Genomic DNA, 18,923 nt, shown 5'->3' on the forward strand with positions numbered 1-18,923 from the left:
GGCATCAGACCTTCTGCGAGATGCGCAGCGCCTGCGCGAGATCGTCGATGATGTCGCTGGCCGTCTCGATGCCGACCGACAGCCGCACCAGCTCTTCGCCGATGCCGGCGGCCTTGAGCTGCTCGGCATCCATTTGTTGATGCGTGGTCGAGGCCGGATGGATCACCAGCGTCTTGGCGTCGCCGACATTGGCGAGATGGCTGATCATGCGCAAGGATTCGATGAACTTGCGGCCCGCCGGACGGCCGCCCTTGATGCCGAAGGAGATGATCGAACCGGCGCCGCGCGGCAGCAGTTGCTTGGCGAGCTGGTAATCCGTGTGCGTCTCCAGCGAAGGATGCAGCACCCAGTCCACCGCCTTGTTGGATTTCAGCGCCTCCAGCACGGATAGCGTGTTCTGCATATGCCGGTCCATGCGAACACCGAGCGTCTCGATGCCCTGCAGCAGCTGGAACGCATTGGTCGGCGACAGGCAGGCGCCGAAATCGCGCAAACCTTCCGTGCGCGCGCGCATGATGAAGGCTGCCGTGCCGAACTGCTCGTCGAAGACGATGCCGTGATAGCCGCCATAGGGCTCGGTCAGCACGGCGAACTTGCCGGAGCCGCGCCAGTCGAAGCGGCCGCCGTCGACGATGGCGCCGCCGATCGCGATGCCGTGGCCGCCGATCCACTTTGTAGCTGAATGCATGACGATATCCGCGCCGAGTTCGATCGGGCGGCTGAGATAGGGCGTCGCAAAGGTGTTGTCGATCAGCAGCGGAATCTTTGCGTCATGGGCGATCTGCGCGACCTTGGGAATATCGAGCACTTCGAGGCCGGGATTGCCGATGGTCTCGCCGATCACGAGCTTGGTGTTCGGCTTGATGGCGCTGCGCAACGCGTCGAGGTCGCGCGGCTTCACGAAGGTCGTGGTGATGCCGAAGCGCGGCAGCGTGTGCGCCAGCAGATTGATGGTGCCGCCATAGAGCGAGCTCGACGCCACGATGTGGTCGCCGGCATTGAGTAGCGTCGCGATGGCGAGGTGCAGCGCGGCCATGCCGCTCGCGGTGCAGATCGCGCCGACGCCGCCTTCGAGTGCCGCTAGCCGCTCCTCCAGCACGCCGGTGGTGGGGTTGGAGATGCGCGTATAGATGTGGCCGGCGCGCTCCAGGTTGAACAGCGCGGCGGCGTGGTCGGAATCCTGGAACACGTAGGACGTGGTCTGGTAGATCGGCACCGCGCGGGCCCCGGTCACGGGATCCGGATGCTGGCCCGCATGCAGGCTCAGGGTCTCGAAGGCAGGCGGTTTCGGCGCGGGCATGCGGGGCCTCGTTGGTCGGTCGATGGTGGGGGGCGTTGTGCCATAAAAACGCGCGCGACGTCAGCCCATTGACAGCGCCGCGAGGACAATGCGCTCCCTCGCCCCGCTTGCGGGGAGAGGGTTGGGGTGAGGGGGACTCTCCGCCGGGACGGTGACAGTCGAGCTTGCCGAGAGTCCCCCTCACCCGGATTGCATCTTCGATGGAATCCGACCTCTCCCCGCAAGCGGGGCGAGGTGAAGCGGCACCGTCAACGCTAACGAATCGCCTGCTCGATGACCTTGGTCTCCCGCAGCAATATCTCCGCAACTTCCTGCTCCCGCCTTGGTCCGAGCCTCGTTCGAACGGCGGAGACGGTCATTGCCGCGGCGGGCTGCCCGTCCGGCGTCTTGATCCAGGTCGAGATCGATTTCGTGCCCTGTATCAGCCCGATCTCCCGCAGCCCGTATCCCAGCCGTCGCGCGGCGGTGATCTCGCCGAGCACCGTCGCCGTATCGGTCTTGTAGGCCTCGAACCGCTTCTCGTTGGCTGCAACGATCTTTCGCGCCTCCTGCGCCGGCATCGCGGCGAGGATGGCGATGCCGGCGCTGGAGACGCCGAGCGGCCGGCGCGCCCCGACCTCGATCGACAGCACCTGGATCGGATAGACCCCGATCCGGCGATCGACGCACAGCGTGTCGTTGCCGGTGCGCATGGTGAGGAACAGCGTGTCGCCGACTTCGGTCGAGGCGCGCAGCAGCGACGGATTGGCCGCGATCAGCAGCCGCGACGGCCGCGGCCGCGCCAGCGCCAACTCGGGCACCTGGTTGCCGATCGCGTAGCGGCCGCTGCGCGCGTTGCGCTCGACGATGCCTTCCTCGATCAGCACATGCACGATGCGATGCACAGTGGGGCGGGTGAGGCCCGTCGTCCGGACCACCTCGGCCAATGGCACACCGTCCTCGCGGCCTGCGGCAAGAATGCGCAGCACCGCGAGTGCGCGCCGGATCGCCTGCGCGCCCTGCCGCGGTTCCAACGCAGTCGTGGGCTTCCTGAGATCTGCCTTGTCCATAATATGGACAAGAACGCCACAATTCACTCGACAGGTAAAGTGCGCATCTGGAGATTGCGCGGCGATCGGGCGCCATGCGCAATGTCAGGCGCTCGACACGAATTGGAAGCGCCGTCGGGAGGTTAACATGAGATTAATCTGGATTGCCATCGCTGCCATGGCGGCCATGTTGGCGGGGCCCGCGTCTAGCCAGCAATGGCCGGCGCGCGGCGTCAAGCTGATCGTGCCCTATCCCGCCGGCGGCAACGTCGACAGTGCCGCGCGCATCGTCGCCGACAAGCTCCAGGAGAAGCTCGGCCAACCCTTCATCATCGAGAACAAGGCCGGCGCCGGCGGCATGATCGCGGGCGAGGCGTTCGCGAAGTCGGCGCCGGACGGCTACACGCTGTTCGTCGGCGCCAACGGTCCGGTGCTGTTCGCGACCGAGATCAACAAGCGCGAAGCCTATAATTGGAAAAAGGACTTCATGCCGATCTCGACCATCTCGATGACGCCCTTGGTGCTCGAGGTGCATCCGTCGGTGCAGGCCAACAATTTCAAGGAATTCGTCGACCTCGCCAAGCGCGAGCCCGGCAAGCTGACCATGGCGTCACCGGGCCCCGGCACCACCAACCATCTGCTCAGCGAGCTGATGCAGTCGAACCTCGACCTGCAATGGGTCACCGCGCATTACCGCGGCAATGCGCCGGCGATCAACGATTTGCTCGGCGGCCAGGTGCAGTTCGCGTTCGACCAGCTCACGGTCAGCCTGCAGCACATCAAGGCCGGCCTGTTCCGCGCGCTTGCGGTCACCAGCCCTCATCGCCTGAAGTCGCTGCCGGATGTCCCGACCTTCGTCGAGCTCGGCTACAAGGATTTCGACGGCCAGACCTTTACGGGTCTGTTCGCGCCCGCGGGCACGCCGCAGCCTGTCATCGACAAGCTGCACGAGACCCTGATCGCGATCCTGAAAGACCCCGCCGTGGTCGACAAATTCGAAAAGCTCGGCGGCGAAGCGACCGCCATGACGCCGGACGAATTCAAGGCCTATCTCGAGCGCGAGGACGCCAAGTGGATCCCGGTGGTGCGCAAGGCCAACATCAGGGCGGATTGATCGATGCGGATCGATCCCACCGAGCTCGGCGCGGAGCGCATCTACCGCCTGATGACCGGCATCGTGGTGCCGCGCCCGATCGCGTGGGTCACGAGCCTGTCGGCTAAGGGCGTGCTCAACCTCGCGCCCTTCAGCGCCTTCACCTTCGTCTCGCAGAAGCCGCCGATGCTCGCCATCAGCGTCGGCCGCAAGGGCGCCGACTACAAGGACACCGCGCACAACATCCTCGACACCGAAGAATACGTCATCCACATCGCCGACTTCCCGCTGATGTCGGCGGTGCATGATTCCTCAGTCGAGCATCCGCCTGAGATCAGCGAAGTCGAGCATCTCGGCCTCGAGACGATCGCGAGCGAGCGCGTCAAGGTGCCGCGGCTGGCCGCAGCACCCGTCGCGATGGAATGCCGCTTCCGCCAGTGCCTGGAGTTCGGCGATGCCAGGAGCCGGCTGATCGTCGGCGAGGTCGTGCTGTTTCACTTGCGCGACGGCCTCGTCAACGACGGCAAGGTCGAGACCAGGACGCTCGACCCGATCGCCCGCATCGGCGGTCCCCGCTACGCCCGTCTCGGCGAGATCGTGACGCTGAATACCGTCTTCCAGACGCCAAAATCGAAAGACTGAGCGCGCGGGCCGATCGCGCCCAGGCCGCCTCGAGATCATCGGAGGAAATCACAATGCGACTGTTGAGCTATCTCGTGGACGGCGAGGCGCGCTATGGCGCGGCCGTCGAAGGCGGCGTGGTCGATCTCACCAGGCGGATCGGTCGCGATCATTCGGATGTGAAAGCACTGATCGCGGCCAACGCGCTCGCCGAGGCGCAGGAGGCCGTCGCCGGGCAGAAGCCCGACTACGCACTGGACAAGCTGGTCCTGCTGCCGCCGGTGCTGGCGCCGGAGAAGCTCTGGTGCATCGGCGTCAACTACGCCGAGCGCAACGCCGAATATAAAGACAGTTCGGACCTGCCCAAATATCCCAGCCTGTTCGTGCGCAGCATGTCGTCGATGACAGGCTCCGGCCAACCGCTGGAGAAGCCGAAAGTGTCGGACCAGCTCGACTACGAGGGCGAGCTCGTCATCGTGATCGGGCAGGGCGGCCGCCACATCCCGCGCGAACAGGCCTGGTCGCACATCTTCGGCATGACCCTGTGCAACGAGGGCACGATCCGCGACTGGCTGCGCCACGGCAAGTTCAACGTCACGCAGGGCAAGAATTTCGATCGCTCCGGCAGCATCGGCCCGTGGATCGTCACGTCGGACGAGCTCGACCCGCGCGGCCCGCACGACATCGTCACGCGCGTCAACGGCGAGGTCCGGCAGCAGGACACCACCGAGCGGCTGATGTTCCCGTTCGATTTCATCATCTCCTATCTCTCGACTTTCGCCACGCTCAAGCCCGGCGACATGATCGTGACGGGCACGCCGACCGGCGCGGGCGCCCGCTTCGATCCGCCGCGCTGGCTGAAAGTCGGCGACGTCGTCGAGGTCGAGTCGCGCCGCATCGGCGTGCTCAGCAACAAAGTCGCGGCGGAGCAGTAAGCGATGTTGGATACCGCAACGATCGAGCGCCTCGCCGCGCGCCTCGACGAGGCCGAGCGCACCAAGACGCTGATCCCGATGTTCACGAAAGAGTATCCGGATTTCGCCATCGAGGATGCCTACGCCGTCCAGCGCGCCTGGACCAGGCTGCAGCTCGGCCGCGGCCGCATCATTAGGGGTCACAAGATCGGCCTGACCTCCAAGGCGATGCAGAACGCGGTCGGCATCAACGAGCCCGACTACGGCGTGCTGTTCGCCGACATGTTCTATGCCGACGCCCAGCCGATCCCGTTCGACCGCTTCCATGCGCCGCGCATTGAGGTCGAGCTCGCCTTCGTGCTGAAGGCGCCGCTGCGCGGGCCGGACTGCACCATCTTCGACGTGCTTAACGCCACCGATTACGTCACCCCCGCGCTGGAGATCCTGGAGACGCGCATGCATCGCGTCGACCCTGAAACCGGCAAGACGCGCAAGGTGATGGACACTATCTCGGACAACGCGGCGAATGCCGCGCTGGTGCTCGGCGGCCGGCCGATCCGCCCGATGGATGCGGATTTGCGCTGGATCGGCGCGCTGCTGTTCCGCAACGGCGAGGTCGAGGAGACCGGCCTTGCGGCCGGCGTGCTCAACCACCCCGCCAACGGCATCGCCTGGCTCGCCAACCGCCTCGCGCCGCATGATGAGCATCTCAAAGCCGGCGAGGTCGTGCTGGCGGGCTCGTTCACGCGTCCCGTGGACATCCGCCGCGGCGATACTTTCCACGCCGATTACGGCCCGTTCGGCTCGGTGTCGTGCCAGTTCGTCTGAAGCAACAAATAAGAGGGAGCGCACAATGACAAGCCAGAAGCGGCGCAAGAGCATCCACATCGGCGGCTTCAAGCACGTCAATCCGATTCCGAACGCCTGCCGCATCGGCCATCTCGTGATGTCCGGCGTCATCCTCGGCCGCGATCCCGCCACCAACGCGATGCCGGAGAGCCTGGATGCCCAATGCGCCAACATGTTCGCGCATATGAAGGCGACGGTGGAGGCCGCCGGCGGTAGCACGGACGACATCATCAAGATGACGGTGTGGCTGAAGGACCGCGGCAACCGCGGGCCCATCAATGTCGAGTGGCTCAAGATGTTTCCGGACGAGCATTCGCGGCCCGCGCGTCACGCGCTGCCGATGGACAATATGGACGGCGGCGCGCTGGTAAGTTGCGACTTCACCGCCGTGATCGACTGAAGGAGTCTTGCGCATGCCGACCTATCTGCCGTTCGATCCCAATCCGCGCCGCCCGGCGAAGGCGCCGCCGCCGAAGACGGTCGACAGCCAGTTCCACGTGCTGGGGCCGATCGAGAAATATCCGGAGCGTCCCGGCGCCGCCTACCGCATGCCGACCGCGACCTGGGAAGCGGCGCTGCGCATGCACAGGGCGCTCGGCATCGAGCGCGGCATCATCGTGCAGACCACGACCTACGGCGCCGATCATGCCGTCGTGCTCGACGGCTTGGCCGCGATGGGCCCGAACTATCGTGGCTGCGCCAACGCGCTGGTGTTTGCGGAAGCCAACGATGCCTATCTCGCCAAGCTGCACGATGCCGGTGTGCGCGGCGCGCGCTTCAGCTTCCGCCAGGAGCTCGGTGCCGTGCTGTCGGATGCCGATTTCGCTCGCGCCATCGCCCGCATCCGCGAGCTCGGCTGGTACGCCAAGATCCAGCCCGAGAAGGACGGCATCGTCTCCAGCGTCGCCAAGTACGAGAACCTCGACGTGCCCGTGCTGATCGACCACATGGCGCGGCCTGATCCGGAAGCCGGCAGGAACGACCCGAATCTGCGCAAGATGCTGGAGCTGCTGAAGAAGGGCAATTTCTGGGTGATGCTGTCGCTCGGCGAGAAGACCTCGAAGACCGGCGCACCCTATGACGACGTCATCCCGATCGCGCGCGCCTATATCGAGGCCAACATCGACCGCTGCGTCTGGGCCAGCGACTGGCCGCATCCGGTCTCGGTGAAGCAGCCGCCGAACGACGCCGACCTGCTCGAGCTGATGTACCGCTATGTCGCGGACCAGAGGGAGCTGGAGAAGATTTTGGTGCACAATCCGGCAAAACTGTTTGGATTTCCGGATTAATCGGGGCGTTCACGATCGGGGGGCTCCATGGTGATCGTCTCGGCGCGTCTTCGGCTTGGAGCGGCGCTTGCCTGTATCGCAAGCGCTGTGTCTGTCGTCCCCGCAGCGGCTGGCAACGACAGCTTCCCGCCCGTGATCACATGCGACCGGCTGCAAGCCGAAGCCGGCGCGGCGATGCGCATCAGCGAGGCGCAGTCGCGTCCGGCGGCAGGCGGCCTCCCTGCCCATTGCGAAGTGATCGCCCATCTCGATGAGCGAACCGGCGCCGACGGTCAGACGTTCGCCATCGGCCTTCACCTCCGATTGCCCGAGACCTGGAACGGCCGCTTCGTGTTCCAGGGGCAGGGCGGCACCGACGGCGTTATCGGCAATGGCGATGCGCAGCCCGGCGGCGGACAACCGAGCGCGCTCAATCAGGGCTATGCGACCGTCACGACGGATGCCGGACACGGCAACGCGCCGGGTCCCCTCGGTGGCGCCAGCTTCGGCCTCGACCCGCAGGCGCGTATCGATTTCGGTTATCGCGCCGACGATGTCGTGACGCGCCAGGCAAAGCGTTTCATCCAGGCCTATTACGGACGTCAGCCGAGCTATTCCTACTTCCTCGGCTGCTCCAACGGCGGGCGGCACGGCATGGTGATGACGCAGCGCTTTCCTGAGCATTTCGACGGCGTTGCCGCCGGCGCGCCGGCATTTCGCATGCCGGAGAAGGGGCTCGCGGGGGCGGCTTCGACGCAGGGCTTTGCGGAGATCGCGCCGAAAGCGCCCGACGGCCGCCCGATCCTAGCGCAGGCTCTGTCGCAGGCCGACATGGAATTGCTGGCGAAGGCGATCGTGCAGTCCTGCGATGACGGCGATGGTCTTGCCGACGGCATCATCGACAATGTGCCCGCCTGTCGCTTCTCGCCGCGCACGCTGCAATGTCCCGCAGAGAAGACGGCAAGCTGTCTCTCGGCCGCCCAGGTCGCGGCGCTGGAAAATCACTTTCAGGGGCCGACCACGGCGCAGGGCCAGCGGATCTATGCGCCCTATCCCTATGATTCCGGCATCGCCGCGGCCGGGTGGCGGCGCTGGATTCTCGGCACGGCACCCGACAGCCGCGTCAACGCCTTCAACGTGTCCTTTGGCGCGACGCTGGCCTATCTCTACATGACCCCGCCTCATGCGCCGCTCGCCAATGACGCGGACGCCGTTTACGACTTCTACCGCACCGTCGATGTCACGGCCGCCCATGCGCGCATCTTCGGCACGAGCGCCGCGATGCCTCAGTCCTCCGTGCAGACGATCTCCGCGAATTCAGTCGATCTTTCCGGCTTCCGCCAGCGGCGCGGCAAGCTGCTGCTCTATCACGGCGTCAGTGATCCCACGTTCTCTGCGCTCGATACGTTGGACTGGTACAAGCGGCTCACCAACGCTGCGGGCGGGGAGACGGAGACGGCCGACTTCGCCCGGCTCTTCCTCGTGCCCGGCATGAACCATTGCTCGGGAGGGCCTGCCACCGACAGCTTCGACGTGCTGACCCCGCTGGTGAACTGGGTCGAGCAGGGCCACGCGCCCGACAGTATCGCGGCGCGCGCGGGCGCGACGACACCCTGGCCGGAACGCAGCCGGCCGCTGTGCCCCTATCCCCGACAGGCTCGCTATCTCGGCCATGGCAGCATCGAGCAGGCCGAGAACTTCGCCTGCGCCGTCCCTTAAGGCGCAGAGAGGCTCACGCCACCGGCTGCTTCGCCAGTCGCTCCCGCACCCCGGCCGCGATCTCGAACGAGTGCAGCCGCGCGGCATGGTCGTAGATCTGCCCGGTGGTGATCAACTCGTCCGCGCCGGTGTCGGCGATCAGCGCCTTCAACTTCTCTTCGACCACACCGGGCGTCCCGACCGCGGAGCACGACAGTGACTGGCCGACCATGGCCTTCTCCGCCGGCGACCACAGCGCGTCCATGTCGTCCACCGGCGGCGGCAGCGGGCCCGGCGTGCCGCGGCGCAGATTGATGAACTGCTGCTGCAGCGAGGAGAACATCCGCTGCGCCTCGACGTCGCTGTCGGCCGCGAACACGTTCACGCCGACCATCGCATAGGGCTTGTCGAGCTGCGCCGAGGGCTCGAAGCGCGCGCGATATTCGCGCAGCGCCGGCATCATCATCTGCGGCGCGAAATGCGAGGCGAAGGCGAACGGCAGCCCCAGCATCGCGGCAAGCTGCGCGCCAAAGGTGCTCGATCCCAAAATCCACAGCGGCACCTTCGTTCCCATGCCGGGCACGGCGCGGATCGCCTGGTTCGGCTTGATATCGCCGAGCAGCGCCTGCAGCTCCAGCACGTCATGCGGAAAATTCTCCGATGCCGTCGCAAGGTCGCGCCGCATCGCCCGCGCGGTGAACTGGTCGGTGCCCGGCGCCCGCCCGAGCCCGAGATCGATCCGCCCGGGATAGAGCGATTCCAGCGTGCCGAACTGCTCGGCGATGACCAGCGGCGAATGGTTCGGCAGCATGATCCCGCCGGAGCCGACGCGGATCGTCTTGGTGCCGCCCGCGATGTGCCCGATCACCACCGACGTCGCCGCGCTGGCGATGCCGGTCATGTTGTGATGCTCGGCCAGCCAGAACCGCTTGAAGCCCCAGCCTTCCGCATGGCGGGCAAGATCGAGCGAGTTGCGGAACGCCTGCGCGGCGTCGCCGCCCTGTCGGATGGGCGCGAGGTCGAGCACGGAGAAGGGGATCATGGGCGGGGTCCGGATGGATGGCGATATGCGCAGAGGCTCCACATGTAGTGGCATCCGGCGGGGAATGTTAGCGCAGCGCCGTCGCCAACCTTTGGTGCAACGATGCCATTCGAAATTGCTGTGCCGGAACTTCCGGGGAGGCCCTCAGGTCTTTCCGCGCGTGTCTTTCAAGAGGTTGGGTTCGACGCGACCGCCGTCGCCGAAGGCGCTGAGAACTTCGCTGCAGAACGTCTCGATCTCGGCCGCATCCGCGCGCACCGCATCTTGGGCGTCGCGCTTTTCCCGCGCAATGTCCTGCGCAATCAACTCGGGCGTTGCGTGTTGCGAATTCGACCCTTTGCGTAGCCATTCGGTCCACGCTGATCTTCCCCTCGCGATCATCGCGTCCGCGGTCTGCGTGTTTGCGGCGAGGCCTGCACATTTGCCGGGAACGGCAAGCGCGTAATACGCCGCGAAAACGGGGTTCAACGACGTGTTCGCATCGGGCTCCTGGTTCGGCCGCAGCCCGATCCCGGCAATCGCATCGGCCTTCGTGCATCGCGCCAGCGTTTCCGTTTTCGGCGGTCCGCGCCTGGCCAGCGACGTGACTTCAATGCCTTTGTCGAGCAACCTCACCTTGACGCGCCAGCCCGACGGATTGCCGGAGCTCTTCAGATCGAGGATGTATCCGTCCTTCATTTTCCGGTGCGACACGATGTCGGCGCCACACATGGAGCCACCGCAAGACTCGTAGCTCGTCGCACTGATCGAGGTGATGTTGTCGGACTTGCGGTGGTAGGATTGGCACTGCGCGGGGCTGTCTCCGTAGTTGCCGATCAGCTCGCGGGGACCGTTGGGAGAGGCTTTTGCCTCGCCGGCCTCCGCCGCCATCGGACCGGTCAAGACCAGCAGCACGGCCAGCGCAAGCGACTGCTTCCTCATCACGTCCCCCCAATCTCGGCACACGCACCGGTGTCGTGTCCCGATGATATCGCCATCTTCACGGCAAGCTATTGCAAAGCCGGCCGCCAATGAAGGCCCGAAAGCGGCGTCGGACGGCCCGTCCCTCGTTCACAACACTGTTATTGTGGCCTATGGCGTCGTTCGTCCCAACTGGGCGTTTTGCGCCTGTTGTTGTATATTTGGCGTGGCCATTCGACGGCAGTCGCGTGTCCCGGACGCGGTGCAGCGTGAAACGCTGCTCCGCAGAGCCGGGACCCATGCCGCTGGGCCCCGGCTCTGCGGCGCATCACTCCGTGCTGCACCGCGTCCGGGGCACGAGAGATCACCTTGCGGCGCGCGATCGCGCCGACCGTTAGGAGGAACCGACATGACCATGGTCGTACTCAATCGCCGCAACCTGCTCGTCGCCGGCGGCTCGGTCCTGGCGAGCTGGGTTTTCGCAGCCGGCGTGCCCGGCCTCCTCTCGCCCGCCCGCGCCGATGGCCTCGCTCCCACCGAGTCGATGTCGGGCGGGGCGAACAACTACCGCAAGGGCGCGGCGGTCGTGGAGCGGATCGGCAAGGGCGGCTTCTGGATGAGCGGCACCGTGCGCCGCGCCGGCGACGGCACGCCGCTCGCCGGCCAGCGCATCCAGATCTGGGCGCACACGGTCGAGGGCCAGGAGCACGAGCCGCAGAGCCATGGCGCCACGCTCACTGACAAGGACGGCAAGTTCCGGCTCGAAATGCCGCAGATCATTCCGATCTTCGGCCAGCCGCATGGCCACCTCGCTTATGACAGTGGTGAGTTCAAGACCGTGTTCCTGCGGCCCGTGATGCGGAGCGCCAAGGAAACCAGCCTCGAAGCGCACTTCGTCCTGCAGCCGGTCTGATCGGACCGACGAATGACGGGGTGGAGATCGGCACGGGTGATCCTGATCTGGGTTGCCCTTGCGCTGGCAATTGGCGTGCCGATCGTGTTTGCCGCGACCAGCGAGCAACTCGCCTGGCGCGGTCCGGTCTACATCCTTGCCGGCTTTGCGGGGATCGTCGCGCTCGGTCTCGTGCTGGTGCAGCCGCTGCTGATCGGCGGCTATCTGGCGCCGCTGTCGGCTTATCGCGGCCGGCGTGCCCATCACTGGATCGGCGGTGCGCTGGTGCTGGCCGTGGTGGTCCACGTCGCCGGCCTCTGGATCACCAGCCCGCCCGACATGATCGACGCCCTGACCTACGCATCGCCGACGCCGTTCTCGCCCTTCGGCGTCACCGCGATGTGGGCCATCTTCATTGTCGCGCTGCTGGCGTCGCTGCGCCATCGCTTCGCGCTGCGCCCGCGCACCTGGCGCTTCATTCACATGCCGCTGGCGCTCGTCATCGTCGTCGGCAGCGTGGTCCATTGCCTCCTGATCGAGGGGACGATGGAGACGGTCTCGAAGGCCGCGCTATGCGTGCTGGTCGTCGCGGCTACCGCAAAGGTCATGGTCGATCTGCAGGTCTGGCGAAAACGGCGGACGCTGCGCGGGGAGAGCGTCGCGCGGCGGTGAGCAGCGGATATGGGAGAAAAAATCTCTCACCACGTCATTGCGAGGAGCCCTTGCGACGAAGCAATCCAGACTGTTTCCGCGGAGAGATTCTGGATTGCTTCGCTACGCTTGCAATGACGGAAGCGGCTACGCTGCTCGCCTTGCCGCGATCATCGCCCCGGCATATCCTCGCGCCATGAACGTCACCGCCCCCGATCTGAAAACGTTCCTGCTCGCGACGCCGTTTTTCGGCGGCCTTTCGGATGGAAGCCTCGACCTCCTGATGTCGATGCTGGTCGAGCGCCGCTTCGAGGCGGGCAGCGCCGTCGTGGCGGAAGGCGAGGCGGGACGTTCGATGTTCATCGTCAAGTCCGGTCGCCTCGCGGTGAGCAAGCGGTCGAGCTCGGGCCGCGTCGTCCCGATCTCCGTGCTGCAGCCCGGCGACTTCTTCGGCGAGATGACGCTGATCGAAATGCAGAACCGCTCCGCCACGGTGGTCGCGGATGCGCCGACCGTGCTGTTCGAGCTGACCGCCAAAAATCTCTACGCCTGCTACAAGGCCGACATCCACGCCTATGTGATCGTCCTGCAGAACATCAATCGCGAGCTGAGCCGGCGGCTGAGGCGGGCGGATGATCGCTTCGCGAGGCGCGCGGCGGATAACGACAATTGACGGCGCGTAGGATGGGTAGAGCGCAGCGAAACCCATCGCTTTCCCGTCGCGCCGCACGACTTGATGGGTTTCGCTGCGCTCTACCCATCCTACGAACTGTCCGCGACGGCACACGAGCAGCTCGCATCCATCCTGCGAGCCGAGCCCGATCCGGCTACAGCAGCGCCATCGAGTGCAGCGAGTTTCTATGAAAGCCGAAGGCGACGATGCCGGAAAGAAGCAACGCTGTCCCAGTCACGATCAGGCAAAACGCAAGCACTCTGGAAGCCTCTGGTTCGTCATCGATGACAAGGACGATAATGGATAAAATTTTACCGACAATCGAAAGGAAGGATTAACCTTACCAGCGGGGCGCAATCGCGACCCGTCGGGCAAAACACCCCAAACCCCGTCAATCCCCGCCGCCAAAAATATTCCACTTTACCGAAATTCGGAATTACGGCATATTTCCGCCATCCCGGCCCGAGGAGAGGGGCGATCGTACGTCGCAACGAACGTGGGCTGGGCTGCGGTGGACGCGGCTGCGTCGGGCACGGCAAGGCGGGACCAGGGCGGGTAGCCTCGTGAGGTCCTTCTCCGTGTGACGAACGATGTTGCTGCGTACGGCAAAACCGTGTGGTCCTGGCCGTCGTTGCTACGGTCAAGTCCGGCGAAGATGCGAGCGAGCCCGACCGGGCAGACTGCATCATTCAATTCGCGGGGCGAGGGAGGCCAAAGGAAAGTTCGGCTCCCGGGAGAGCACGGCATAAGCCGTCCGACCATCGCGCAGGGAAGGCCGAGTGTTCGGCGTCACCTGTATGCTGCTGTGCGGTTCTTCCTGCGTGTGCATTTCGCGCAGCGGACCGCGGGTGCCTGTCGGCACCCGGTCTTCCCTGCGCCCTCTTCAAGGAAGAGGGTCACGGAAACGGGCAAAACTCGGGCGCTTCCAGCCGCGAGAACGCCGCGTCATGTGTGGACATCAGAATGACCGAGCGCTCTCGCGCCGGTATCGCCCCATCAGCGACGCGCGGCGGTCGCCGTCAGCTCCAGCCTGACGCCCTTGCCGAGATCGGCAACGCCGATGGCGGCGCGCGCCGGCAGGTGGTCCGCGGTGAAGTAGCGCTTCCAAACCTGGTTGAACGCCGCCTTGTCCGCGAGCTCGGCCATGAAGATCGTCACCTGCAGGACGCAGGAGAGGTCGGAGCCGGCGCCTTCGAGCAGGGTCTTCAACTGCCTGAGCACATCGTCGGCCTGGCCTGCCATGTCGAGCCCGGCATCCTCAGGAACAATGCCGCCGAGATAGAGCACGCCGTTATGCTCGACGATCTCGTGCAGCAGTCCTTCATAGGGCAGGGAACGTTTGATCACGATGGCATCCGCTGAAAGTTGGGGGCTCGCCGGCCGGGCGGAAAGCTTGCTGCGATGAGGGAAAAAATGGTGCTGCCAGACAGGATTGAACTGTCGACCTCTCCATTACCAATGGAGTGCTCTACCACTGAGCTACGGCAGCATGTGCTGGTGAAGAATCGGGCGCCCGAGGGGCCCTGCCAAGCGGGCCGATATCTGCCACAAGCCCCCCTCCTGTGCAAGCTTGCTCGGCCGGTCAAAACGAGAAAATCGGGCCGATATCGAGGCCAAAATGCTCAATTTGGCTCGAAACCACCGACTTCCCGCCAATTCGAGCTCAGCTCATCCCCGCCAACTGGCCAGGTGGCCAAGCCTGCGGATTCGGTCCATTTCGAGTTTCGCACGATCGGATCGCGAGGGCCCTCTTGAGCTGCCGCATTCTCTGGGCATGTTAGCCTCGATGGCAGTATCGGACCTCCCATGAACGACGAGAACGACAAGAGCGCGAGCCAGCCGAAGACATCCCGCGACGAGCGGCTGAAGTCGGCGCTGCGCGAAAACCTCAAGCGGCGGAAGCTGCAGGCGCGCGAACGCGCCGCAGGCGGCGATCCATCGCCAAACGACGACGGTTCCCTCAATGAGGGGGCCACCGGCGAGGCCGGCAATTGAGACATTGGAATGAGCGAGAATGACCATGGGGCAGGACGAACAGCAACGAGATGGTGACGAGGCGCTGATGTCGCGGTTCACGCGCCCCGAACAGACCTTTCCGACGTTGACGCCGCTCGAGATTGAGCGGATCAGGCATTTCGGCGAGGTCCGCCTCTATCAGGACGGCGAGTTCCTGTTCGAGACCGGCAAGCCGGGGCCGGGCATGTTCGTCGTGCTGAAGGGCCACGTCGCCATCACCCAGCGCGACGGGCTCGGCCACGTCACGCCGGTGATCGACCAGGGGCCCGGGCAGTTCCTGGCGGAACTCAGCCAGCTCTCGGGCCAGCCGGCGCTGGTCGACGGCCGCGCCGAGGGCGATGTCGAGACGCTGCTGCTGCCGCCGGACCGGCTGCGCGCGCTGCTGGTGGCCGAGGCTGATCTGGGCGAGCGCATCATGCGCGCGTTGATCCTGCGCCGGGTCAATCTGATCCAGGGCGGCATCGGCGGTCCCGTGCTGATCGGCCCGTCGAACTCCGCCGGCGTGGTGCGGCTGCAGGGTTTCCTCACCCGCAACGGCCAGCCGCATCATCTGCTCGATCCCGAGCGCGATCGCGACGCCGCCGAGGTGATCGCGCGCTATTCGCCGAAGCCAGGAGACTGGCCGCTCGTCGTTGCCGCCAGCGGTGCGGTGCTGCGCAACCCCGACGAGACCGCGCTCGCGCGTGCCATCGGCATGATCGGCGGCGCCAAGGATAACCGCATCTACGACGTCGCCGTGGTCGGCTGCGGACCGGCCGGGCTTGCCACCGCCGTGTATGCGGCGTCCGAGGGGCTGTCCGTTGCCGTGCTCGACATCCGCGCCTTCGGCGGCCAGGCCGGCGCCAGCGCGCGCATCGAGAACTATCTGGGCTTCCCGACCGGCATTACCGGCCAGGCCCTGACCGCACGCGCCTTCACCCAGGCGCAGAAATTCGGCGCCGATATCATGATTCCCGTCACGGTGAAGTCGCTCGACTGCACGCGCAAGGACGGCGCCTTCGCGGTGGCGCTCGACGGCTGCGATCCCTTGCGCTCGCGTTCGATCGTGGTCGCGAGCGGCGCGCGCTATCGCCGGCCCGAGATCGAGAACCTCGACAAATTCGAGGGCCGCGGCGTCTGGTACTGGGCCTCGCCGGTGGAAGCAAAGCTCTGCGCCGGCGAGGAGGTCGCGCTGGTCGGCGCCGGCAATTCGGCGGGTCAGGCCGCCGTGTTCCTGTCGGGCCACGCCAAGCGCGTGCTGATGATCATCCGCGGCGGGGGCCTCGGGGCCAGCATGTCGCGGTATCTCATCGAGCGCATCGAAGCGACGCCGAACATCGAATTGCTGTTCAACACCGAGATTACGGCGCTCGAAGGCGACGAGGCTGCGCTGCTGCGGCGGATCCGCTGGAAGAGCCGGCTGTCCGACGACGAGGATTCCGCCGACATCAGCAATCTCTTCCTGTTCGTCGGCGCCGATCCCGCCACCGCCTGGCTCGACGGCTGCGGCGTCACGCTCGATCGCGGCGGCTTCGTCGTCACGGGCGCGCAGTCCGAGCAGAACCAGGGCCGCCTCGTGGCTCCGCTGGAGACCTCGGTGCCCGGCGTCTATGCCGTCGGCGACGTCCGCTCCGGCTCGGTCAAGCGCGTCGGCGGCGCTATCGGCGAGGGCGCGCAGGTCGTGGCCTCCCTGCACGGCTATCTCGGCGACGCCGCGAAACCGGCGCTTTAGAGCACGATCCGGAAAAGTGTGAAGCGGTTTTCCGGCAAGATCGTGCTCAAAGAAATAAGTCAAGGACAAGACAAGCGAATGGCAAGTCGAATGAGGCTTGCCATCGCGCCGCGTCATGCGTGACTATCTCCCCTCATCCTTCGAGCCGCGGGCTTCGCACGCGGCTCACCATGAGGATCCAATAGAAAAGTTTCAACGGGAGGACTAAATGGCCGAACTCGTCGTGCTCTACAAAACACCGAAAGACGCTGCCGCCTTCGACAAGCATTATGCCGAAACGCACATTCCGCTCGCCAAAAAGCTTCCCGGCCTGAAGAAATACGCCGTGAGCACCGGCGCGGTCGGCTCACCCGCCGGGCCGTCAGGGATTCATCTCGTCGCCATTCTCACCTTCGACAGCGTGGGCGACATCCAGAAGGCGTTCGGCAGCGAAGCAGGCAAGGCGGCCGCGGGCGACGTGCCGAAATTCGCCAGCGGCGGTGCCGACCTCCTGATCTTCGACACCAAGGAAGTGTGAGACTTCGATTCAACTTTCGTCGAAAGCTGCCGTCGTTTGTGACAGCGGTGCAAAAAATTCAGCCATGCGTTTGTCGATTCGCACGATGACGCATGGCTGCGCACATGCATGTGACGTCAGCGCAGGTGGCAATCCCATGAGGGCCGTAATACTACTCTCCTGATCTCAATGACGAGTAGGAGAGATGTCATGGTCCTTGGCTTGAGCCTGCCCGCTTTCACGATGGTCCATGTCGTCATCAGCCTGATCGCGATCGCCGCCGGGCTCGTCGTCATGTTCGGCCTGCTCGGTTCGAAGTCGATGCCGGGCCTCACCGCGATCTTCCTGGCCTTCACCATCCTCACCAGCGCCACCGGCTTCCTGTTCCCGTTCGAGAAGCTGCTGCCCTCGCACATCATCGGCATCATCTCGCTGGTGCTGCTCGCGATCGCCTGCCTCGCGCTGTACGGCATGAAGCTCAAAGGCGTCTGGCGTCCGGTCTATGTCGTGACCGCGATGATCTCGCTCTATTTCAACGTCTTCGTGCTGGTGATCCAGTCGTTCCTCAAAGTTCCGGCGCTGGCCGCGCTCGCGCCCGCCGTGGCGCCGGCGCCGCCGTCGGGCCCGGTGTTCGCGGTCGTGCAGGGCATCGTGCTGGTGTTCTTCGTCGTGCTCACGGTCGGCGCCTGGCGCCGTTTTAAGCCGTTGGCGTTTGCCTGATCGCTGACATCCCGTCGTCATTCCGGGGCATCGCGCAGCGATGAACCCGGAATCTCGCGCAACAATCTCTGGATTCTCAGGTGCGCAACCGCGCACCATAGTTCGCGCGGACGCGCGCCCCGGAATGACGTTCTACTGAAGGAGCCCCCCAATGCCCACCATCACCACCAAGGACGGCGTCGAGATCTTCTACAAGGATTGGGGCAGTGGCCAGCCGGTCGTGTTCAGCCATGGCTGGCCGCTGTCGTCGGACGATTGGGACGCGCAGATGATGTATTTCGTCACGCGCGGCTACCGCGTCGTCGCCCATGACCGCCGCGGCCACGGTCGCTCGGCGCAGGTCGCCGATGGTCACGACATGGATCATTATGCCGACGACCTCGCAGCGGTCACCGCGCATCTCGATCTCAAGAACGCGCTTCATGTCGGCCATTCCACCGGCGGCGGCGAAGTCGTGCATTACATCGCACGCCACGGCGAGAGCCGGGTGGCGAAAGCCGCGATCCTCTCGGCGGTGCCGCCGCTGATGGTGCAGACCGCGGCCAATCCCGGCGGCCTGCCGAAGAGCGTGTTCGACGATTTCCAGAAGCAGCTCGCCGCCGGCCGCTCGGCGTTCTATCGCGACATCGCCGCAGGTCCGTTCTACGGCTACAACCGCCCCGGCGCAAAACCGCTGGAAGCGGTGATCGAGAATTGGTGGCGCCAGGGCATGATGGGCGGCGCGAAGGCGCATTACGACGGCATCGTCGCGTTCTCGCAGACCGACTTCACCGAGGACCTGAAGAAGATCAACGTGCCCGTGCTCGTCATGCACGGTGACGACGACCAGATCGTGCCTTACGCCGATTCCGCCCCGCTGTCGGCAAAGCTGCTGAAGAAGGGCACCCTGAAAACCTACAAGGGTTTTCCGCACGGCATGCCGACCACGCATGCGGAGACGATCAACGCCGATCTGCTGGCGTTTTTCAGGGAGTGAGGGACGCTGATATTGCCCTCTCCCCTTGTGGGAGAGGGTGTCTCGCCGCGAAGCGGCGAGACAGGTGAGGGGTCT

General features: G+C 65.4%; 20 protein-coding genes and 1 tRNA gene. 15 read left to right on the top strand and 6 right to left on the bottom strand.

Annotated elements, in window-relative coordinates:
- Positions 1 to 4: 4 nt before the first annotated feature.
- Both QRQ56_RS20240 and QRQ56_RS20245 read right to left on the bottom strand, forming a co-directional pair.
- Entirely contained in the window at positions 5 to 1,300 is a 1,296-nt protein-coding gene (locus tag QRQ56_RS20240; protein WP_438742566.1) for an O-acetylhomoserine aminocarboxypropyltransferase, read from the bottom strand.
- A 254-nt stretch (positions 1,301 to 1,554) separates the two neighbouring features.
- Positions 1,555 to 2,349 carry an IclR family transcriptional regulator gene (locus QRQ56_RS20245; protein ID WP_438742567.1) on the bottom strand — a complete coding sequence of 265 codons (795 nt, stop codon included), beginning with the start codon at positions 2,347 to 2,349 and terminating at the stop codon, positions 1,555 to 1,557.
- A 127-nt stretch (positions 2,350 to 2,476) separates the two neighbouring features.
- On the opposite strand from QRQ56_RS20245, the gene QRQ56_RS20250 reads away from it, so the two are divergent.
- From QRQ56_RS20250 to QRQ56_RS20280, 7 genes are all read left to right on the top strand, one after another.
- Positions 2,477 to 3,442, top strand: a complete 966-nt coding sequence (locus tag QRQ56_RS20250) for a Bug family tripartite tricarboxylate transporter substrate binding protein (RefSeq protein WP_438742569.1) — start codon at positions 2,477 to 2,479, stop codon at positions 3,440 to 3,442.
- A 3-nt stretch (positions 3,443 to 3,445) separates the two neighbouring features.
- The gene (locus QRQ56_RS20255) at positions 3,446 to 4,063 is read left to right on the top strand and encodes a flavin reductase family protein (protein ID WP_438742570.1); all 618 of its coding nucleotides are present in this window, start codon (positions 3,446 to 3,448) and stop codon (positions 4,061 to 4,063) included.
- A 53-nt stretch (positions 4,064 to 4,116) separates the two neighbouring features.
- Positions 4,117 to 4,977, top strand: coding sequence for a fumarylacetoacetate hydrolase family protein (locus tag QRQ56_RS20260; protein WP_438742571.1), 861 nt, complete (start codon positions 4,117 to 4,119; stop codon positions 4,975 to 4,977).
- Between the two features lie 3 nt (positions 4,978 to 4,980).
- The gene (hpaH, locus tag QRQ56_RS20265; RefSeq protein WP_438742572.1) at positions 4,981 to 5,784 is read left to right on the top strand and encodes a 2-oxo-hept-4-ene-1,7-dioate hydratase; all 804 of its coding nucleotides are present in this window, start codon (positions 4,981 to 4,983) and stop codon (positions 5,782 to 5,784) included.
- A 25-nt stretch (positions 5,785 to 5,809) separates the two neighbouring features.
- Positions 5,810 to 6,205: a RidA family protein gene (locus QRQ56_RS20270; protein WP_438742573.1), complete on the top strand. Its 396-nt coding sequence runs from the start codon at positions 5,810 to 5,812 to the stop codon at positions 6,203 to 6,205.
- Positions 6,206 to 6,218: 13 nt separating this feature from the next.
- On the top strand, positions 6,219 to 7,094 hold the full coding sequence (locus QRQ56_RS20275; protein ID WP_438742574.1) for an amidohydrolase family protein: 876 nt from the start codon (positions 6,219 to 6,221) through the stop codon (positions 7,092 to 7,094).
- A gap of 87 nt (positions 7,095 to 7,181) precedes the next feature.
- On the top strand, positions 7,182 to 8,792 hold the full coding sequence (locus tag QRQ56_RS20280; RefSeq protein WP_438742575.1) for a tannase/feruloyl esterase family alpha/beta hydrolase: 1,611 nt from the start codon (positions 7,182 to 7,184) through the stop codon (positions 8,790 to 8,792).
- Between the two features lie 13 nt (positions 8,793 to 8,805).
- On the opposite strand, the gene QRQ56_RS20285 is transcribed toward QRQ56_RS20280, so the two are convergent.
- Positions 8,806 to 9,813 (bottom strand): LLM class flavin-dependent oxidoreductase, encoded by a 1,008-nt coding sequence (locus QRQ56_RS20285; protein WP_438742576.1) that lies wholly within the window; start codon positions 9,811 to 9,813, stop codon positions 8,806 to 8,808.
- Between the two features lie 144 nt (positions 9,814 to 9,957).
- Positions 9,958 to 10,734, bottom strand: a complete 777-nt coding sequence (locus QRQ56_RS20290; protein WP_438742577.1) for a hypothetical protein — start codon at positions 10,732 to 10,734, stop codon at positions 9,958 to 9,960.
- Between the two features lie 388 nt (positions 10,735 to 11,122).
- On the opposite strand from QRQ56_RS20290, the gene QRQ56_RS20295 reads away from it, so the two are divergent.
- The 3 genes from QRQ56_RS20295 (at position 11,123) to QRQ56_RS20305 (ending at position 12,929) form a co-directional block, all read left to right on the top strand.
- Positions 11,123 to 11,626: a Twin-arginine translocation pathway signal gene (locus tag QRQ56_RS20295; protein ID WP_438742578.1), complete on the top strand. Its 504-nt coding sequence runs from the start codon at positions 11,123 to 11,125 to the stop codon at positions 11,624 to 11,626.
- 12 nt (positions 11,627 to 11,638) lie between these two features.
- Complete coding sequence (locus QRQ56_RS20300; RefSeq protein ID WP_438742579.1) at positions 11,639 to 12,277, top strand: ferric reductase-like transmembrane domain-containing protein; 639 nt, start codon at positions 11,639 to 11,641, stop codon at positions 12,275 to 12,277.
- Positions 12,278 to 12,452: 175 nt separating this feature from the next.
- Positions 12,453 to 12,929: a cyclic nucleotide-binding domain-containing protein gene (locus QRQ56_RS20305; protein ID WP_438742580.1), complete on the top strand. Its 477-nt coding sequence runs from the start codon at positions 12,453 to 12,455 to the stop codon at positions 12,927 to 12,929.
- Between the two features lie 996 nt (positions 12,930 to 13,925).
- Here the strand turns inward: QRQ56_RS20305 and QRQ56_RS20310 are convergent.
- Positions 13,926 to 14,276 carry a RidA family protein gene (locus tag QRQ56_RS20310; protein WP_438742582.1) on the bottom strand — a complete coding sequence of 117 codons (351 nt, stop codon included), beginning with the start codon at positions 14,274 to 14,276 and terminating at the stop codon, positions 13,926 to 13,928.
- Positions 14,277 to 14,343: 67 nt separating this feature from the next.
- Positions 14,344 to 14,418: transfer RNA gene (locus QRQ56_RS20315), tRNA-Thr, on the bottom strand.
- 317 nt (positions 14,419 to 14,735) lie between these two features.
- On the opposite strand from QRQ56_RS20315, the gene QRQ56_RS20320 reads away from it, so the two are divergent.
- The 5 genes from QRQ56_RS20320 (at position 14,736) to QRQ56_RS20340 (ending at position 18,848) form a co-directional block, all read left to right on the top strand.
- On the top strand, positions 14,736 to 14,924 hold the full coding sequence (locus QRQ56_RS20320) for a hypothetical protein (protein WP_438742583.1): 189 nt from the start codon (positions 14,736 to 14,738) through the stop codon (positions 14,922 to 14,924).
- Positions 14,925 to 14,949: 25 nt separating this feature from the next.
- The gene (locus tag QRQ56_RS20325; protein WP_438742584.1) at positions 14,950 to 16,656 is read left to right on the top strand and encodes an FAD-dependent oxidoreductase; all 1,707 of its coding nucleotides are present in this window, start codon (positions 14,950 to 14,952) and stop codon (positions 16,654 to 16,656) included.
- A 208-nt stretch (positions 16,657 to 16,864) separates the two neighbouring features.
- The gene (locus QRQ56_RS20330) at positions 16,865 to 17,173 is read left to right on the top strand and encodes an EthD family reductase (RefSeq protein WP_100175035.1); all 309 of its coding nucleotides are present in this window, start codon (positions 16,865 to 16,867) and stop codon (positions 17,171 to 17,173) included.
- Positions 17,174 to 17,362: 189 nt separating this feature from the next.
- A complete protein-coding gene (locus tag QRQ56_RS20335) occupies positions 17,363 to 17,872 on the top strand; it encodes a hypothetical protein (protein ID WP_438742585.1) in 510 nt (169 codons plus the stop codon).
- A 151-nt stretch (positions 17,873 to 18,023) separates the two neighbouring features.
- On the top strand, positions 18,024 to 18,848 hold the full coding sequence (locus tag QRQ56_RS20340) for an alpha/beta fold hydrolase (RefSeq protein WP_438742586.1): 825 nt from the start codon (positions 18,024 to 18,026) through the stop codon (positions 18,846 to 18,848).
- Positions 18,849 to 18,923: the final 75 nt, after the last annotated feature.

This window comes from Bradyrhizobium sp. U531 (assembly GCF_051710265.1).
Classification (GTDB): domain Bacteria; phylum Pseudomonadota; class Alphaproteobacteria; order Rhizobiales; family Xanthobacteraceae; genus Bradyrhizobium.

Coding starts and splice junctions, on each gene's coding strand:
- QRQ56_RS20255 (WP_438742570.1), top strand. CDS start 3,446: ATGCGGATCGATCCCACCGAGCTCGGCGCGGAGCGCATCTACCGCCTG.
- QRQ56_RS20335 (WP_438742585.1), top strand. CDS start 17,363: ATGGTCCTTGGCTTGAGCCTGCCCGCTTTCACGATGGTCCATGTCGTC.
- QRQ56_RS20300 (WP_438742579.1), top strand. CDS start 11,639: ATGACGGGGTGGAGATCGGCACGGGTGATCCTGATCTGGGTTGCCCTT.
- QRQ56_RS20250 (WP_438742569.1), top strand. CDS start 2,477: ATGAGATTAATCTGGATTGCCATCGCTGCCATGGCGGCCATGTTGGCG.
- QRQ56_RS20330 (WP_100175035.1), top strand. CDS start 16,865: ATGGCCGAACTCGTCGTGCTCTACAAAACACCGAAAGACGCTGCCGCC.
- hpaH (WP_438742572.1), top strand. CDS start 4,981: ATGTTGGATACCGCAACGATCGAGCGCCTCGCCGCGCGCCTCGACGAG.
- QRQ56_RS20260 (WP_438742571.1), top strand. CDS start 4,117: ATGCGACTGTTGAGCTATCTCGTGGACGGCGAGGCGCGCTATGGCGCG.
- QRQ56_RS20325 (WP_438742584.1), top strand. CDS start 14,950: ATGGGGCAGGACGAACAGCAACGAGATGGTGACGAGGCGCTGATGTCG.
- QRQ56_RS20295 (WP_438742578.1), top strand. CDS start 11,123: ATGACCATGGTCGTACTCAATCGCCGCAACCTGCTCGTCGCCGGCGGC.
- QRQ56_RS20275 (WP_438742574.1), top strand. CDS start 6,219: ATGCCGACCTATCTGCCGTTCGATCCCAATCCGCGCCGCCCGGCGAAG.
- QRQ56_RS20320 (WP_438742583.1), top strand. CDS start 14,736: ATGAACGACGAGAACGACAAGAGCGCGAGCCAGCCGAAGACATCCCGC.
- QRQ56_RS20340 (WP_438742586.1), top strand. CDS start 18,024: ATGCCCACCATCACCACCAAGGACGGCGTCGAGATCTTCTACAAGGAT.
- QRQ56_RS20305 (WP_438742580.1), top strand. CDS start 12,453: ATGAACGTCACCGCCCCCGATCTGAAAACGTTCCTGCTCGCGACGCCG.
- QRQ56_RS20240 (WP_438742566.1), bottom strand. CDS start 1,300: ATGCCCGCGCCGAAACCGCCTGCCTTCGAGACCCTGAGCCTGCATGCG.
- QRQ56_RS20285 (WP_438742576.1), bottom strand. CDS start 9,813: ATGATCCCCTTCTCCGTGCTCGACCTCGCGCCCATCCGACAGGGCGGC.
- QRQ56_RS20270 (WP_438742573.1), top strand. CDS start 5,810: ATGACAAGCCAGAAGCGGCGCAAGAGCATCCACATCGGCGGCTTCAAG.
- QRQ56_RS20245 (WP_438742567.1), bottom strand. CDS start 2,349: ATGGACAAGGCAGATCTCAGGAAGCCCACGACTGCGTTGGAACCGCGG.
- QRQ56_RS20290 (WP_438742577.1), bottom strand. CDS start 10,734: ATGAGGAAGCAGTCGCTTGCGCTGGCCGTGCTGCTGGTCTTGACCGGT.